Source organism: Mucilaginibacter endophyticus, assembly GCF_003351025.1.
GTDB lineage: Bacteria > Bacteroidota > Bacteroidia > Sphingobacteriales > Sphingobacteriaceae > Mucilaginibacter > Mucilaginibacter endophyticus.
Genome location: NZ_QPCG01000002.1, coordinates 312710 through 330720, shown reverse-complemented (window position 1 = coordinate 330720; position 18011 = coordinate 312710). Strand labels below are relative to the sequence as shown.

Annotated in this window: 13 protein-coding genes; 4 read left to right on the top strand and 9 right to left on the bottom strand. The window is 42.3% G+C overall.

Going from position 1 to position 18011, the window contains the following annotated elements; all coding sequences use genetic code 11:
- Positions 1-40: 40 nt before the first annotated feature.
- On the top strand, positions 41-1054 hold the full coding sequence (locus DUL71_RS08815) for a zinc-dependent alcohol dehydrogenase family protein (RefSeq protein ID WP_208645511.1): 1014 nt from the start codon (positions 41-43) through the stop codon (positions 1052-1054).
- 50 nt (positions 1055-1104) lie between these two features.
- Here the strand turns inward: DUL71_RS08815 and DUL71_RS08810 are convergent, their stop codons facing one another.
- Positions 1105-1617 (bottom strand): flavodoxin domain-containing protein, encoded by a 513-nt coding sequence (locus DUL71_RS08810; protein WP_114937755.1) that lies wholly within the window; start codon positions 1615-1617, stop codon positions 1105-1107.
- A gap of 228 nt (positions 1618-1845) precedes the next feature.
- On the opposite strand from DUL71_RS08810, the gene DUL71_RS08805 reads away from it, so the two are divergent.
- The gene (locus tag DUL71_RS08805; RefSeq protein ID WP_114937754.1) at positions 1846-2514 is read left to right on the top strand and encodes a BON domain-containing protein; all 669 of its coding nucleotides are present in this window, start codon (positions 1846-1848) and stop codon (positions 2512-2514) included.
- A gap of 242 nt (positions 2515-2756) precedes the next feature.
- Positions 2757-3131, top strand: a complete 375-nt coding sequence (locus tag DUL71_RS08800; RefSeq protein ID WP_114937753.1) for a response regulator transcription factor — start codon at positions 2757-2759, stop codon at positions 3129-3131.
- A gap of 63 nt (positions 3132-3194) precedes the next feature.
- On the opposite strand, the gene DUL71_RS08795 is transcribed toward DUL71_RS08800, so the two are convergent.
- From DUL71_RS08795 to DUL71_RS08760, 8 genes are all read right to left on the bottom strand, one after another.
- A complete protein-coding gene (locus DUL71_RS08795) occupies positions 3195-4247 on the bottom strand; it encodes a response regulator (protein WP_114937752.1) in 1053 nt (350 codons plus the stop codon).
- Between the two features lie 138 nt (positions 4248-4385).
- Positions 4386-5690, bottom strand: coding sequence for an NRAMP family divalent metal transporter (locus DUL71_RS08790; RefSeq protein WP_114937751.1), 1305 nt, complete (start codon positions 5688-5690; stop codon positions 4386-4388).
- Positions 5691-5804: 114 nt separating this feature from the next.
- A complete protein-coding gene (locus DUL71_RS08785) occupies positions 5805-7217 on the bottom strand; it encodes a L,D-transpeptidase scaffold domain-containing protein (RefSeq protein WP_114937750.1) in 1413 nt (470 codons plus the stop codon).
- Between the two features lie 670 nt (positions 7218-7887).
- On the bottom strand, positions 7888-9123 hold the full coding sequence (locus DUL71_RS08780; protein WP_114937749.1) for an MFS transporter: 1236 nt from the start codon (positions 9121-9123) through the stop codon (positions 7888-7890).
- Positions 9124-9168: 45 nt separating this feature from the next.
- The gene (locus DUL71_RS08775) at positions 9169-9771 is read right to left on the bottom strand and encodes a TetR/AcrR family transcriptional regulator (RefSeq protein ID WP_114937748.1); all 603 of its coding nucleotides are present in this window, start codon (positions 9769-9771) and stop codon (positions 9169-9171) included.
- Between the two features lie 97 nt (positions 9772-9868).
- Positions 9869-11374, bottom strand: coding sequence for a DUF1593 domain-containing protein (locus DUL71_RS08770; protein WP_208645510.1), 1506 nt, complete (start codon positions 11372-11374; stop codon positions 9869-9871).
- Positions 11375-11607: 233 nt separating this feature from the next.
- Complete coding sequence (locus DUL71_RS08765) at positions 11608-12219, bottom strand: deoxyribonuclease II family protein (protein ID WP_208645509.1); 612 nt, start codon at positions 12217-12219, stop codon at positions 11608-11610.
- Positions 12182-14461 carry a YncE family protein gene (locus DUL71_RS08760; protein WP_114937745.1) on the bottom strand — a complete coding sequence of 760 codons (2280 nt, stop codon included), beginning with the start codon at positions 14459-14461 and terminating at the stop codon, positions 12182-12184. The genes DUL71_RS08765 and DUL71_RS08760 overlap by 38 nt, the downstream gene beginning before the upstream one ends.
- A 157-nt stretch (positions 14462-14618) precedes the next feature.
- On the opposite strand from DUL71_RS08760, the gene DUL71_RS08755 reads away from it, so the two are divergent.
- Positions 14619-18008, top strand: a complete 3390-nt coding sequence (locus DUL71_RS08755; protein ID WP_244228726.1) for a DEAD/DEAH box helicase — start codon at positions 14619-14621, stop codon at positions 18006-18008.
- Positions 18009-18011 lie beyond the last annotated feature (3 nt).

Here is an 18011-nt window from a genome sequence, read left to right as displayed (position 1 = left end):
TCGGCTGTTTTGATGTTTAATAAATAAAACCGAAATACTCATGATATACCCCGATACCATGCGGGCCATGGTGCTGGAAAAAGCCGGCAACCCGCTCATCTGCAAAAAGCTGCCAATCCCCCGGCCTTCTGATTGCCAAGTACTTGTTAAAGTATTGGCCTGCGGCATTTGCCGTACCGACCTGCATATAATAGATGGCGAACTTGATAAACCCAAACTTCCGCTAATCCCAGGGCACGAGATATTAGGAACGGTAATCGAAGCCGGAAAGGCGGTCAAAGAGCCAGTTCCCGGTCAACTTGTGGGTATACCGTGGTTGAGTCAAACCTGCGGGCATTGCAAGTTTTGCCTGCAAGGAATGGAAAACCTTTGCGATAACCCGTTATTTACCGGTTATACCATAGACGGGGGCTATGCCGAATATACAGTGGCAAATGCCCGTTTTTGTTTTGTATTGGATGAGCAGTATCGCAGCCCATCTTCAGCGCCTTTGCTTTGTGCCGGCCTTATAGGCTTTCGTTCTTACCAGATGATAACGCCATCGGCCCAAAATATAGGCATGTATGGCTTTGGGGCAGCGGCACATATCCTGGTCCAGATAGCTATAGCTCAAGGCAAGAAGGTGTTCGCGTTCGTTAGAGACAATGACAATCAGGCAAAACAATTTGCAAAAGCTATGGGGGCGTATTGGGCAGGCGGCAGTTCGGAAACTGCGCCTGAGTTACTTGATGCGGCCATTATTTTTGCGTCTGCCGGCGAATTAATTCCCAAAGCTTTAAAAGAGGTTGATAAAGGAGGCCAGGTGATTTGCGGGGGGATTCACATGACCGATATCCCGACCTTTTCATACGATTTGCTTTGGGGCGAACGCTCGGTTAAATCAGTTGCAAATTTAACCCGCCAGGATGGCTTGAACTTCTTTTCTGCATTGAAAAATGTTGCGGTACATACGCAAACCCAGGTGTTTAAACTGTCCGAAGCTAATGACGCTATCTCGATGTTAAGATCAGGGCAAATTAGCGGCGCAGCAGTGCTAATTATGGATGAAGCCTGATCTAAAGGCCGCTATTCCAAACTGTTGGCATCTGCACGAAAAAACTCGTACTAATCGTCGGCAAAACGCTGAATTTGTGCAATGATATCATCAAGGTGGTGGCGATCCATATAATCAAATCCCTTTTTCATAACCAATTTTTTCTCAGGAGCCTTTTCCAGCCAGGCGCCCATCTTTAATAATAACCTGTCCATCCATGAAAGTTTAGCAACAACACATCTGCCAGGGAGGAAAAACACTTTGGCCATTTTGCTGATATTATGGTCGAAGTTGTTTTTTATCAGCGCGTGCCGCTGCGCAATATCCTCATCGTTGGTGCTGCTAACAATGAATATAAAAAGCTTTTTGTGTTTTAGACTGTCGCTATTTTTCCTCAGCCAATCATGCAGCACTAACTTGCCGATATAAACTGGGCTACCAATTACAATCATATCATAAAGAGCCAGCACGTCGGGAGTCACACTCTCGGCTTTTGATACCGGCATTTGCAAAATGTTGGCCAGCCAATGCGCATATTGTTTAGTCGCGCCGTATTTACTCCCGTAAATGATGATTCCTTTCATGGCAATTGTCGATTTTGTACGGGCAAGTTAACTGGCAAATACCAACACAAAAATGACCCGGGTCATGTTCTAAAATGATCCAAACTATCATTGTTCCCTACATTTTTTGTCTGGGTTATTATCGTGATAACAATCATCCGGGGTACTGCCCACCGTCATGTTGTTTTCTACTGAAATTGAGGTCATTTGAATATCAATTAACACAACTCTATTATTTAATAATTAATTATGAAAACAGACCATGAAATTCAGAAAGACGTAATGGATGAACTTAAATGGCAACCATTCCTAAACTCATCCACAATTGGAGTTGCCGTTAAAAACGGCATTGTTACGCTGTCGGGTACCGTAGACACATTTTCTAAAAAAGTTGATGCGGAAAAGGCAGTAAAAAAGGTGGCCGGCGTGAAGGCTGTAGCCGAAGACATCCAAATAGGGATTTCCCCAATCTACCGCAGAACCGATACTGAAATAGCCGAGGCAATATTAAACACCCTACAATGGCATTCAGCGATCCCCAACGATAAGATCAAAATCAAGGTAGAAAGCGGCGTTGTCACACTTGAGGGCGAATTGGAATGGGAATATCAGCGCGCCGGCGCAGTAACAGCTATTCAAAAACTCACGGGTATAAAATCGGTAATCAACCGGATTGCGCTGAAACCCAGGCTATCTGCCTACGAACTGGAGCAAAAAATTAGCGCAGCTTTTCACAGAAGCGCCGGTATAGATGCAGCGAAGGTTCATGCGGAAATCAATGGAAACACCGTAACGCTGACCGGCAGGGTACGCTCCCTTGCGGAGAAAGACGACGCCGAGAATGCAGCATGGGCCGCGCCCGGCATATTCCATGTAAAAAACAAACTGGATATCGGAGAAGCTGAATTTGCTTTTTAAAAGGAAGGCGCTGGCGCTTTATGGCAGCGCCTTATTCAACTGAATAGGATTGCCAGTTTGGCATAACTATATCTTCTCTTGACGTTTGATTGTAACTATTTAGGATTATTAAAAATGGCGTTTTCGATACCTGGCCAGCGCAGCTGACACCAACTTACAACTCACAGGAGTATTTAAGAAATCTTTCATATCTTTATTATTGAAACTCTGTTTGCGGCACTAAGACCACAAGATGAGGCATTATGAAAAAAGTCTTGGTAATTGAAGATAATCAGGATATCCGGGAAAACACATGTGAGCTATTGGAACTGGAAGGTTACAAGGTACTGACGGCTGAGGATGGAGAGGCCGGCCTTCAATTAGCAAGAGACTGGTTGCCGGATATTATTCTCTGTGATATCATGATGCCCATGGCCAATGGCTATGAGGTGTTTCGGGCGCTAAAATCGCTCCCCATTACCGCAACCATTCCCTTTATTTTTCTTACGGCAAATGCCGAGAAAAAAGAAATGGAGACAGGAATGCATTTAGGGGCTAACGGGTACGTTTGCAAGCCCTTTGGCTCGGAAGAATTATTGCAAACACTTGGGCGATGCCTGCTATCGGCTGGGGAATAAAAAATACCCGGCTAAACTTCCTGCATCATATTTTTTACATGTTTTTTGCGTTTTACAGAAAAATTAATTCTTCATTTTACTTAACCGCTCCAAATCAAGCACCCTGATTACACTGCCATTTTTTTCGATCAATCCTTCGCTGCGAAAGTCTGACAATGTACGGCTAACCGTTTCTGTAGCCATGCCGGCAAACGCTGCCAAATCCTCTCTGGAAATACGAATGCTTCTGTCTTCAGCGTTAGTTTGCCTGAGAAGCCGTAAAACGGCATTTGCCATTTTCTTTCTAACAGAATCATAAGCCAATTGCAGTAAACGATCTTCATTCTCCCGTATCTGGCCCGCCAACAGTTTAATAAACTTGCTTGTTACATCGGGATATAAATTAAGCATTTCATCCAACCGCTCTTTGGGAATAAGGCATAGCTGACTATCTTCAACGGCGCAAGCGGTTTCCGAATAGGAATCATCGGCCAGGAGAGACCTGACACCGAGGTATTGGCCTGCCGTATGCAAATCTGTTATCAATTCCCGCCCGTCTGAAGCGAGCTTGCTGATTTTAATTTTTCCATTCAGTATAACATACAAGCCGTTTCCCTTATCCCCTTCATAATATATAACCTGATTTTTTTTGAATGAACGCACTTTTCGCTCTTTAATGATCTTTTGAAGTTCGGCTAAGCCTTCTTTCCGGGAAACAACTCGGCTTAACTGATCAAGGCTCTCGCTATAAAATTTCTTTTGCTGTTCCTGCTTTTTTAATCTGCTCTCAATTGCTGCAAGCAGTTCCACATCATCAAAAGGCTTGGTGAGATAGTCATCAGCCCCCATTTCCATCGCCTTGCGTAAATCAACCCGATCCGCCTTGGCTGTAAGAAAAATGAATGGTATGTTAGCCGTTTCCGGCAATTTATTGAGCATATACAGCACACCATACCCATCGAGCTCCGGCATCATAATGTCACAAAGAATTATATGCGGCAAATGGGTTTTAGCAAGTTCAACACCTACTTTTCCGTTCTCTGCAGCATAAACGGTATAACCGGCCAGTTCGAGTATTTCAACTACACCCTCCCGAATGTCGGCGGTATCTTCTATTATTAAAATTGGAATACTCATAAATCAGGTACTGGACATAGCCTAATTTAAATCATTTAATTGAGGTGTCATAATCATTTGGCTTATCTGCAATAAAAGCGTGTTTTTTTAATATAAAAAAGGAAGTCAATGTTTATAGCTGTTGCGAAAGGTTCTGGGTTATGCATAAACTGTATAAAATAACGCTATAGCAGCCGCCCCCATAGTGACGAAAGTGAACCAAAGCAGTATTTTGGAAAATAGTTTAGTTTTGAATTCCCCCATGATATTTCTGTTAGAAGTGATCCGGATTATTAAAAAAAGTAGAGGCACCGCAGCTATTCCGTTTAACACTGCTGCATAAACAAGTGCTTTAACAGGATCTACCCCGCTATAATTGATAAGTAATCCAATTAAAGTGGAGATACAAATAACAGCATAAAATGCCGGAGCTCTTTTTAACTTCAAATTAAGTCCAGATTTCCAATTGAACGCTTCACAAGTAGCATATCCTACTGAACCAGAAAGCACGGGAACCGCCAGCAAGCCGAGGCCAATGATGCCAATTGAAAAAATTAATTTTGCTAAAAAACCAGCGTTAGGACAGGTATGTACCAATGGTTCGATCGCTTTTGCCGCATCGGAAGCGCTCCTGATGTCTGTTACACCGCTGTTGTGTAAAACCGTAGCAGAAACTACAATAATGCTCCAGGTGGTAAATTCTGAAAACAACATTCCGAAAGTATTGTCGATACGCATCCGCTTAATTTGCCCCCGGCTTACTTTTGGTTTATGATGTGAAAGCCGTTCCCATTCCTTTTGTTCCTCTACTTCCTGTGATGCCTCCCAAAAAAACATATATGGAGAAATAGTAGTTCCCAACACCCCGGTAATAATAAACAGAAAGCTAAAATTTAATTCAAAATGAGGTAAAACTGTTGCTTTTAGTATAGTGAGCCAGGGTTGCCGGACAATAAATAAAGTAATGGGATATGCAAGGAGAGTTATGGCCAGCCATTTTAAAATCCTGGCATATGACCGGTAAGAAGTAAAAACTTCAAGAATGAGGATTAACAGCGTAAAAAATAACGTCAGGGTAACAAAAGATGCTGGGACCAATAATTGGGCGGCGGCGGCCATAGCTCCTATATCGGCACCAATATTAATGGTATTAGCTATTAATACCAGCCCGGCAACCGCATATAAAACACTTTTGCTATAATTTTCTTTTATTACGGCCGATATACCCTTACCGGTAACCATCCCAATGCTTGCGCAGGCTTCCTGCACGGCTATCATAAAAGGCAACATATAAAGCGCTGTCCATAATCGATTATAGCCAAACTGTGCGCCGGTTTGCGAATAAGTGGCTATACCTGAAGGGTCATCATCAGCAGCGCCTGTTGTAAGGCCCGGGCCCAGCACCGAAAAAAACTTTGCCACCTCATTTTTTCGATTTTTAATTAGCTGCTGGTTAGTTTTCATTATCGCAAAATGTCAGAATAATTTGATCTATGTTAAGCAACCTCTTCAGGGGAAAATGAAACCCGGAACTTTAAAATACCAAATGGTTAAATGTTAAGGTTAGCAAACCGATGTTTATTTCATACTTATGTTATGTGTATTTTTACCATAGATGGCCATTTCAAGGCTTTCATCCAAATTATAGATATCTTCAAACCGTATCAACTCGCCGTTTCTCACTTCACACGTTAAATAAGTGATTTTTAAAGGAACCGGCTTATTAAGAATAAAATTTTGAGTCTTTATTTTTTTCAAACTCTTGTACATTTGAGCCGCTTGTCCCAAACCGTCATATTTAAGCAGCAACGCACCAAGTTCAACCGCCTTATCTATCCAAATGCAACCATTACTTACATCGCGCTTATCCAATGTAAACAATTTTTGATCATCCCTTTGATTTAAATAAATATTGTAGCTATTTTGAAAATGAAACATAATCGCCCCAAGCGTTTTATCGCACCCCGGCGCTTGTTTGGCGTAATATCCGTTTGGTGATTTTAATATGAATTTCAATTGGGCATTCGTGATATCTGTTAGTTCCCCGTCCCTATTGTAGATGCTTATTTGGTTGCGCCCAAGAAACAGGCTATCTGCAAGAGCATTTTGCAATATATTGTGGGTAAATATCTGGTTAGGGATAAGCCAGTTGGGGTATGTAGTCAAATAAGTCACCTGACTTTGCAATGTCGGGCTGGGCGTTTCAGGCGTTCCTACAATTACTTTAAATAGCACTGTGGTATCCGGCAAATGCAACTTTAACGTATAAGTTGGCACATTGATCTGGATAAACTCTTGCCTGTCGTCAATCTCCGCCCATCTGATCCGTTCCATATTAGCAGCTATTTTCATAACATCGCTGCCTGCTTCTCCGTAACAATCGTCAGGCGCTTGCCCTCTGATTACATACAGCATTTCCTGCAAAACGACGTAGCTTTTGGCACGTGGCTGAACACTAAGAACCGCATCTTTGAAATCGGGCGAATTTATGATATTTTGTAGTTTGGTTTCTGCAGCAAACGGAATATCCATCCCATAATCTATACGTGCAGATCCGTAATCGGGGTTTAGCTTACCATAATGCAAATAATTCATCATGGTAATTATCGCATCCGTAAGCAAAACGTCAAACTTTGCTTTCAGCGAGTCGTCTACTATCTTGGGGGTATCTAAAATGTCACGAAGTACATCAAATTGAAGATCCACGGGATGAAAATCACTATGTGATAATCCGTACTGCATTACACAATCTATAAGCAACATGGCATTTCCGGTATTTGAATGAGATTCGGGGTTTATCCATACCGGTCCATAGTTATTTTGCCTGTAAAAACGAATTGCGGTTTGCGGATAATGTAATACTCGCAGTAAAGCTGGTGAACTCAGTTGATGACGAACAGCACTGACCAGTGCCGAATTATTGTCCTGGGCAAATACATCTACAGAAAAGAATAATCCAACTATAAAAACCAGTAAAATCAACTTTTTCATTTTTAATTTTTTTATGATAACCCGACGTCATTTTCGAAGAGACAAACGATCGTCAATATTTTAAGTAAAGTTTTGAATAACATTTACCAAAAAGAATGACCTCCGTCAAATAACTTAATGATATCAGTCACCCGGAAAACTCGGTTATTGAAACTATGTGGAAGATATCAGCAGTTGAAAGTCAGAAATGATAGTCATTTCTGATACTTTTCAAAGCGCAGATAAGCAAAGTTTGTCGTATTGGTAATCAGCTCTTAGAAATAGCTTTTTTTTGGAGTATCAAATCTTTCCAAACCGGAATCGAAACTGTACGGTTTCCGACAGATCTTTTAGACTAGTGCGTCTGTCAACTCCTTCATCTTGAATTTGTGAATATTTACATTTAAAATAGTTATATCTTTGTTAAATAAGCACAAGCGATTTGATTATTTAAGGGTGATCTATTAGGTGCCCCCTAACTGAATAAAAGCACAAAGCATTGATTTATAGCAGACATTAAACTAGTTACTGTTCCCTAACTCTCCGCCAAGAATTTAAGCCCTGGAATCATTGATTTCAGGGCTTTTTTGTACGAGATTATTGAGGGGTATAATGGAAAAACGGGGTTTCAAAGCACACTTAACAAAGGCAACACTTTTGCCTTTAGTCTGTCATTAGCTGGTTGATATGGTTACTCCATTTCAGCAATCTTCTCTTTTCTTGTTAAGAACCTCATAAACACAAAGGCAATAACCAACGCGGTGATGCCTTGTGCCAATACAGTAGCAGGAGCTCCAATGTGTTCGGAGACAGCTCCGGTTAACAAGCTACCTAACGGCAGCATGCCAAAAATGGCCATCAATAAAACTCCCATTGTACGCCCCCTCATATTGGCTGCCGCGTCTGATTGTACTACAATGTTACTGATGGTAAATTGCGCTACAGAGCCATATCCTGCAATGGCAGCAAAAAACATGGCAGCAGGAAAGTTCTTGAATTGAGAAAAGCAGATAAGCCCTATACCCATCAGTACTGTGCTAACAAAAAGGATCTGTTTTAAATGAGCGCCCGGTTTACGCGACGCGAGAAAAATGGTACCGGCAACCGCCCCTATCCCCACAAAGCTATTGATGTAACCAAAGGTAGATGCATCGCCTTTAAAAACCACCTTAGCAAATACCGGAAGAACTGTGTTAAATGGCAGCACCAGTAAGCTTACAGCAGCAAGCATCACAACCATTGTTGCAATGCCTGGCGTGTTTTTAATATAAGTGAAGCCTTCAGAGAAATCAGCCAATACCCTTTTATTTGTTTTTTTAGGCACGTATGCTGGCAATTTCATCAGTAGAATTGATAGTATTACCGCGCCAAAGCTTGCTGCGTTCAGCAAGAAGCATACACCGGCGCCAAATGCACTTAACACTATACCGGATAATGCAGGTCCTAACAACTGTGCAAGGCTTGCCGTTGCTGTTGAAAGCGAAAGGGCGTTAGGTAAATCTGTGGGACTGGCAACTACGTCATTTATCAGCGCCTGTCTTGCCGGTACATCAAAGGCATTAATAATCCCAAGGATCACACTCAATAAAAGGATTGCCCACACTACCATATGTCCCGATAACACGAGTATCGCCAGGAGCACTGACTGCAACATGGAAGTTATTTGCGTGATCTTAATTATGGTATAGCGGTTATAGCGATCAGCCGCTACACCTCCGGGTATTGAGCATATGAATGAAGGGAATTGTTCCGCAAAAACAGTTAAGCCAAGCAGAAAGGCGGAGTGTGTCATGGAATATACCACCCATACTACAGCGGTGCGCTGCATCCAGGTGCCAAACTGTGATACCGCTCTGCCAATAAAATAAAGTGTAAAGTTCCGGCTTGATAAGGCCCTGAATAAATTGAGTTGACTAAGTTTTTTCATTTAAATTGACAATTTTTTAATTAATGTCAAAAAATAGATCTTAAATTACACAACAAGCCATTTGGTGACCATATCGCATAAAAGCTGCACAGCCGTCTTAGCATCATGCGGGTCATTCTGATCGTAAACCTCGCGCCTAATGCCACGTACACCACTATAGATAATGAATGCCAGCATATCCTTATCTGAGTAGCTTAACTTGCGGGGAAAAAGATGTTCTTCTTCAGAGAACGCGTCCATCAAAATGCCTTTTTCCAAATGGATGAGTTTTCGATGCAGGGCATCCAATGATTGTGTGTGTTTAAACTTCTCATCTGCCTTTATAAATCCTTCAATAGCATTAAATACGCGCTTCCACTCTTCCGAAGTTTTTATTTTTGCAACGCAAAAGGCTGATATCTTTTCGTTTAATGTTCCTGCTTTAACAACAGCGGCGCGGATTTCGGTAGCAACATCATGTGCAATACATTCAAGAACTGCCTGGAAAATCTCGTCTTTGTCCTTAAAATAGTAGTAAAGTGAGGTCCTGCTACGCCCGGTAGCCTTCGCCACATTCTCCATAGTTATTTTTGCAGGGCCTGCTCCTTTATACAGACGCAAGCCGGCTTGTAAGATTTCCTCGCGAATGATATCGTCCTGACTGGTCATTTTTGTTTGTTTCGATTACAAAGATAGTAAAATTTGACAAAATTTATTTTTTTGTCAAATTTTATCCATGTAAGCATTTACATCATGTAAGTTATTCTTATCTTACTGTTATAATGACACGCTGATACCGGGTAAGAGATGGTGTGCCATTATCAGTTGCCTGGAAAATAATGTGGATTGTTTGTCCGGAAACAGCATTTTTAGGAACCTCGATTTGTGTTTGTTTGGTTTCGGGGTTTGATATCAAAACTTTTCCCGGATAAGTTCCTTGTTGAAATTGCCACCAGTTAACAGAAACAACATCGCCATCAGGATCCGAAACGGCTCCATTTAATCGGATTGTTTCACCGGCCGCTGCCATGACATTCAATGGCCCCTCTATTTTAGCAACAGGTTCATGATTTGCTCTTTTATATATTGGCGTTGTCGACCATTTAAGCCGGACAGCAAAATCCCGCTGAGCAGCTGGGAAAAAATCAGGATAGGTGTTATCCCGGTCTTTCGGCGAAGCAAGCGAAGTTGCCATTGCTTTTGATGATGTATCACTATTTTGAAAGAAAATGTTTTTAGCTTTGGGATCAATAAATCCGGCACCACCCCAGCCCCCATAGGTGCCATTTTCATATGCGCGGAGTCCGTTGCCGAGCATGTTCATAAAGGTTGGGTCATCGCCCTCTCCTAACCATGAGCCTTTCTCCTGTACAGGCATCCACACAACATAACCCATTTTCTTCAACTCGTCAGTGGTGTGGCCGCTGATACCAAAATAGTCCATGATATCACCTTTTACCATTTGTTTTCCGTCGCCCCACACCCTGTACAGTGCTCCCAACGGCCCTCGGCCAGATATGTTGTCCTTCATCCAGGAAGCTGTCATATAAACGGAATCTTGTGGAGCCGCATTTAATTGGGCACCATAGCCATAGTTTGGTCCGCCTTTAAACTCACGATATTCAATACCTGGCCAGTTAGGTTTAATGTATTTCGCGTAGTTATCATCCTGATCACCGGAAGGGAGTAAAACCACCTTCCGAAAAATTTTTGATCTTATTTGTTCCCAATTGGTGGTAAACTCATACTGTTCCTGAATAGATTTTAAAGCACGCGCTATAGTACTTTGGCCGCCCCACGCTGTAATAAATAATTGCCCTGGTTTATCATCAAGTATCAGGGTTTTGATAAGATCTGAACCCGGCGAGTCTTTTGAAATATCACCATCAAATTCAATGTTTCCAATTCTGATTCTGGCTTTGAGCACATCAGGTGCAGGGTAATTGGGATTATGTATTTTAAGATTGGGGTAAACATTTGCATAGGTATACACAGCATCATGAATAAAATGCTCATCTTCGCCCCATCGCCAGGATTCGCATGGGCATAAGTTTAATCCAAAGCGGGCATACTCGCGGCCCGGTACAAACCATTTGGTTCCCTTGCCATCGCCTTTCCAATGAAAAGCACTGCTCGCGTAAATCAATCCTTCAATTTCAACATCACTACTATATAGCAGGAACCTGATAAGCGAATTATTATCATCCAATTCCGGATCTGCTGTAATTATGATGCGCGGCTTTGCTTGATTGGCTAAGTTTTGAGCGTACACAAGGCTGTTAGTCGTAAAAAGAACGATTAGCATAAATGCGCACCGACTTGCTCTGACGCTAAAGTATTTCAGGGTTAAAGTCATTGGTTGTACTGGTTTATAACATCCAGTTAAAAATACGTAAATCAGTTGATATGTTACTGATAATCAGATGTAATATATTTAAGCAAAAAGTCCCGCTTAGGCGGGATCTTTTGTTTAGTGGTGTCTGTCGAAAGGTTTTAAATTGTAAATTATTCTTCAGGTGGCTCCCTCAATGGTGCTTCCGCATGATGGTGATGCGTTTTTTGGATCAGCACATGGGCCTCGGTCCTGTTATGTCCTGGCGGCGCCAAAAGCAAACTTGTTTTTGACAAGCCCGACCACAAAGTTTGGTTCTTAAACGCGATAGTACCGCCGCCGCGTTTTCTTTGCGATATCATACGATTGATATCGCCTACACAAATCCATGGATCGTGTAACGTAACGCCCCATTTAGCATGGTCATGTGTTTCGGGCCAAGCCCAATGTGCGCCCATAAAACCTAAATTGATGTACTTGATATCAAAAGTTTTATGAATGCCATCACTATCGGCAATAGGTGGAATTGGGCCACGGATCCATGTTTCAATGTCGAGATCATCTTGTAGTGTAGGGCCTACTAATTCGTTCCAGAAATCTTTGTTCCATTCCCGGTTCTTCGCTATAACTTTAAAAGGCATCCCTCCAATCGTTTTTAAATCAATTGAATCGCCCAAAGCTACCGGATGGTTGGCCAACGGCTGTGTCAGCGCATAAAGGTCGGAGGTTTCAGGAAGATTTGCGGTATTATGAAAATAGATCTGCGGCTCCTGGTGGTTCACCATTAATCGCTTCAACAATGCGGCCAAGTGCAAGATCATTATCGGCTACCATGGCATCAGGTGTCGGGAAGCCTGGCCTTGTACCTACGGTATGATCGGCCGACAGGGCCATCACCATTAATTGAGGCAACTGGTCGCCGGGCTTTTGCTCATACTCGTGGAGCTCTTTGATAAAAGCCGAGGCCCTTAACTGCTCATTGATCTTATGTTCGTCAGATCCCGGAAAGTTTTGCGACAGCATTGGCCTTACACGCGAAATAGTACTGGTATTGTTAAATGCAAAAGACTTGCCTGCGTTGTAATTATTGTAAATGTCACTCCAGCTAAGCTTGTTGTCAAAGTGTACCGCACAGGCTTCTCCATAGATCCGTACCGATTTACCATGATCGGCGGCATTATTCCAGATAAAACCATTACCATCATAAACCAGGGCATCTTCCTGTACATGCGGATAACTTCTGAACCATGACCTTACGCTTTTCTCAACGTAATCTGTAACCATGGCGGCATCCGTCCATTGGTGCCCTTCGGCCGAGCATTTACCTGAAACATGATAGTTATCAAGCAACAAAAAGTTGCGCGCCAAATTGTGCTGATTGGGTGTAACACTATCGCCATAAATACAAAGCGACTTATTGCCGTCGCCTTCAGGCATATCGCCTAAAACCTGGTCGTAAGTACGGTTTTCTTTGATGATATAAAGCACGTGATTAAAAACAGATGGTTCGCCGATACGTTCAGGTATTGGCTTAGGCGCAACGTTTTTACGTGGCAGTAACTGCGCTATCTGCTGGCGGAAGCTGAGGTTTAGGTTCTGTACTTTTTGGGTATACTGTTTTAGTGTAGCTTCGTCGGGTATGCTTATCATAGATACAGTAGCCTTTAAATGGTGCGAGTTATAAGCCACAACATCATCTCCGCCAGGCAGATCGCCTTTTAAATTACTTTTACCGATTTCGTCGGTGCCTACCCTGGAGCCCTCTCCTTCCAGGTTGGTTACAAATAAATTGTTGCCGTCAACGGCTAAGCCGCCCGGGTATGCCTCTGTTGGAATAAAGCCTTTCACCTCGTCACTCCCCGTTCCTTTAAGCGATGTTTTGCTGCTTAATTTTACCATTGCAACCGCGTTATCCAAACCGTTTGCAACATACAGGGTTGTGCCATCCGCATTTATTGCTAAAGCATTTGGCGTATCGCCTATATAACTTTTTTTACCCGGGTTTAATTTTACATCAATAGCTGCTATATTTTGCAACGAGCTTGTTGAAATTACCGATACCATATCACTGTTGCCATTGGCCACATAAACAAAAGCTTCGTCGGCACTATTGATGATAGCGTTTGGATGCAGGCCAACCGTAATTTCCTTGATCACATCCCCTTTAGCCAGATCTATAACCATTACAGTGCCCTGTACGGTTGCACCTGTTTTAGGATCGATATAAGCTTTACCGTAAGGCACGCCGGCTGTTTCACGTTTTAAGGTATCAACAGCTTCGGGACCGGCCCAGTTTGTCAGGAATATCTTGTTTTTTGCGATGGTAAGTCCGTAAGGTGCAACACCGGTTGATTTTGTCCAAACGGTTTTATTATCCGCCAAACTGATTTTTACCAATTGGTTATTGCCGTTTAAAACCACATATAAATAGTTTACCCCATTTTCTTTATTAATGGCCAGGTCGTTAGGTAAGGCCAGTGGCGATTCGCCTTCGGCCTTAAAGCTGAAGGTGTTCTGTATATCAATCTTGCCGTCTTTCCAGGTAGCCTGGAAAACGTATGATTTTGAGTCCTTGCCCTTGCCAGCAGCCGCACTCCAGTATATTTGCGTTTGATCGTCAATATTTACAACTTTTAAGCCTGAATAAGTGCTTGTTAAGCCGCGGTAACGGGGATCTTGTTTGTAAGTCCAGCGAGTAGTAACTTTTTTGGCTACAGTATCAATTATGGTAAGCCCATACCTGTCCTCAACGGCAATAAACTTAGTGTTTGGTATCAGCCTTACGTCCATGCTATGATTTTCGTCTTCAGCGTCGCCAAATGACATTACAGTTCCTGCCGGGTCTATAATGCGGTTATATGGCATTAAAACCGGTAATATGTGGCGATTGAGCGTGCTGTCATCATAGGCGCTGTGCATGTTAACCTGTTCATTTTCGGAAACCTGCTTGTTGCCGGAAACAGTATGGCACGCGTAAAAGAAAAGGGAAAAAAAGAATATGAGTAGTAGGAATTTCGGGTATTTCATAGTATACAACTAAACGGCGAAATTAAAGCAGGTACATTTACTAAAGGTAAATATTTGGTGAAGAATATAATTGTTACATAGCGGATGAAATTATACCGGTGATAACCTTCTTTTCTATAATTGTTATGATATTTACCGGGTAACACATCAAAGCATAGTGATCAGGATAACCAGCTATCAGGAAGGCGAAAGCAACCATAATGTCATCATCAAAGGCGCAACCATAGCCGATCTTAGCGAAAGCGTTATCGCTGCTCATGCTGCTGTCAGCATTTATTTCGATACCCAGAGCTATAGGCAAATACTGGCTAAACACCTTGAAATTAACCAGGGCGCTTTTACCAATCAGTCTGGCACGGTCGCTTTTCCGGAGGTAATTGTTACCAGCCATGAAGGGCAGCTGGCGCTTTCATGCGGATGTCATGCTACAGGTAATAAGCTTTGTGAACACCAAGCCCAGGTATTATCGGCCATAACCCAACGTGACGAGTTAAGGGTGTTTTTTGATGATAGATTAAGATTTGAGAAATTGAAAAAGGTAGCTGCGGATTACGGGCTTGAAGATGAACCCGATCTCGACAAGTTTTTTGAACTGCGGGCTCAATCTAAAAGCTTTGAGATCATTCCCCGGTCGGCTACTTTAACAGCGGTTACTAAAGAGAGCCTTGCCAGTCTGCAAAATATTATTGTGAGTGACAGTGCTGAGCCAATTGAGTTGCCCGGAGATGATGCTGATAAAACAACCTGCATTGTCCTGAAACAGCACAAATACTACAAATATCTATTTGTTGAACTGTACGCTGCACAAAGTACTAAAGAAGGGAAAATCAAGAACCCTTTACTGCCCATAGCGCCCTTAGACCTCATCTGGGAAACGAATGATACAAGACAGGTCAAGTTTTTTACTGGGGTACACAAGTTCCAAAATCATATTAATACGCAAAAAACGGCTGTAGATATAGCGGCGTTAAAGGCTATCGTTCAAAATCCATCGGCTTATAACTTCTTCGCTCATGACAACAGCATATCGGATAAGGTGACGGCCGGTTCAATAAGCCCGGTAAAGCTCAGGACGCTGAAAAGTGATCTTGAACTTAAGGTAAACACATGGGACGAGTTTTATCAAATAAGCGGTGTTTTTAATGTAGATGGCTTGCTGTATGATGTTAAAGACCTTGATATAAGGTATACCTATTTTATTGGCATAGGCGATGTGCTTTACCTTATTGAAAGCCTGCAGGTATTAAACGTTATCGATCTGTTAAAAAAGAAACAAGGCAGCCTGCAGGTGCATAAAAGCAAATTTGGCGAGTTAAAATCACACCTGCTTAATAAGCTGGAAAACAAGCTTCGTATAGATTATACCTATATTAAACCGGCAACACAGGAGCAAATAAAAAAAGAAGGGTTTGATCAGCCGGCCGAAAAGATCATTTACTTGTCGGATTTTGGTGCTCATGTTATGATCATCCCTGTGATGCGTTATGGGGAGGCAGAGATCCCTATCCGTACACAAAAGCAGATCTACGGCACTGATGAAAAAGACAACCAGTTTTTAGTTAAACGACGGGATGATGAGGAAATAGCTTTTACGGCCCTCCTGGTAAAGCAACATCAATATTTTAATGAACAGTTAGAAAACGACCTTGATTATTTTTACCTGCATAAGAGGCATTTTTTAGATGAAGAATGGTTTTTAAACGTATTTGATGAATGGCATAACTACAACATCGAAATACTTGGCTTTAACGAACTGGAGGGTAACAAATTAAACGCTCACAAAGTAAAGATCACCATCAATGTAGTAAGCGGCATTAACTGGTTCAATACTGTTATCGATTTAAAATTTGGTAAAAAAAGGGCCTCGCTAAAACAAGTGCACCAGGCTGTAAAAAATAAAAGCAAATATGTACGGCTTGATGACGGTACCCGAGGGATTTTACCTGCCGAATGGATAGAGAAATTTACCGACTATTTTAATTCGGGCGAGATCTCTGATGATGATATCTTACATACTTCAAAAAGTAATTATACAGCCATTCAGCAATATTATGATAAGGAAATGCTGGATGAGGAGGTACGAAATGAGCTTGCCAGCTATAACAGAAGGCTAACCGGTACCGAAACTATTGATGAAGTACAAGTACCTCCGGAATTAAATGGAACGCTGCGAACTTATCAACGCCAGGGTTTAAACTGGCTGAGCTTTTTGGATAGTCTTAACTTCGGCGGTTGTCTTGCAGACGATATGGGTCTGGGTAAAAGTATCCAGGTTATTGCTTTTATACTTTTACAGCGACACAGGGTTGAAAACAATACTAACCTGATTGTAGTACCAACCTCGCTCCTGTTTAACTGGCAGCAGGAAGTGCAAAAATTCGCGCCATCCATCCGTATCCATACCATTTACGGCGCCGAGCGGCTTAAGCACACCAAGCACCTGCACCAGTACGAAATTGTGCTTACCTCTTACGGCACCTTACTATCGGACATCAACTTCTTAAAGGATTTTAATTTCAACTACGTTTTTCTTGACGAATCGCAGAATATCAAAAATCCCGAATCGCAACGTTATAAGGCGGTACGATTACTGAAATCCCGAAACAAGATCACCATAACAGGTACGCCTGTCGAAAATAATACGTTCGATTTATATGGGCAGCTTTCATTTGCCTGCCCCGGTTTATTGGGGAGCAAACAGTATTTCAAGGATATTTACGCTATACCAATTGATAAATTTAAGGGGAGTAAACGCGCGACTGAACTCCAGGAAAAAGTTAAGCCATTTATACTCAGGCGTACGAAACAGCAGGTAGCGACTGAGCTGCCCGAAAAAACAGAAATGGTGCTGTATTGTGAAATGAAGGAAGAGCAGCGCCATATTTATGACTCTTATGAGAAAGAATTTAGAGAGTATATCTCGGCCACAACTAATGAGGAACTGAGAAAGAGCTCCATGAATGTATTGAAGGGACTGAACAAACTACGGCAGATCTGCGATTCACCGATGCTATTAAAGGGCGAAAAAATGCCGGGTGATGCCTCAGCCAAACTGGACGTATTGATGGAAGAGATTGAGAGCAAAAAACACCAGCATAAGATCCTCATATTTTCGCAGTTTGTATCTATGCTTGATCTTATTGGTAAGGAATTAAGCGGCCGCGATACTCGCTTTTCATACCTTACCGGGCAAACTCGTAAGCGCGAGCAGGTTGTAAATGAATTTCAGAGCGATTCGGGCATCCGGGTTTTCCTTATTAGTCTTAAGGCAGGCGGTACCGGCCTCAATTTAACCGAGGCCGATTACGTTTATCTTGTTGATCCGTGGTGGAACCCGGCCGTTGAAAACCAGGCTATAGATCGTTGTCACCGTATAGGCCAGGATAAAAAGATCGTAGCGGTGCGCTTGATTTGCCCCGGTACTATTGAAGAGAAGATCATGGTGATGCAACAATCGAAAAAAGATATTGCCGATAAACTGGTTAAATCGGATAAAACTTTTACCGGCTCACTCTCAAAAGACGACTTGCTTGATTTGCTGACATAAAAA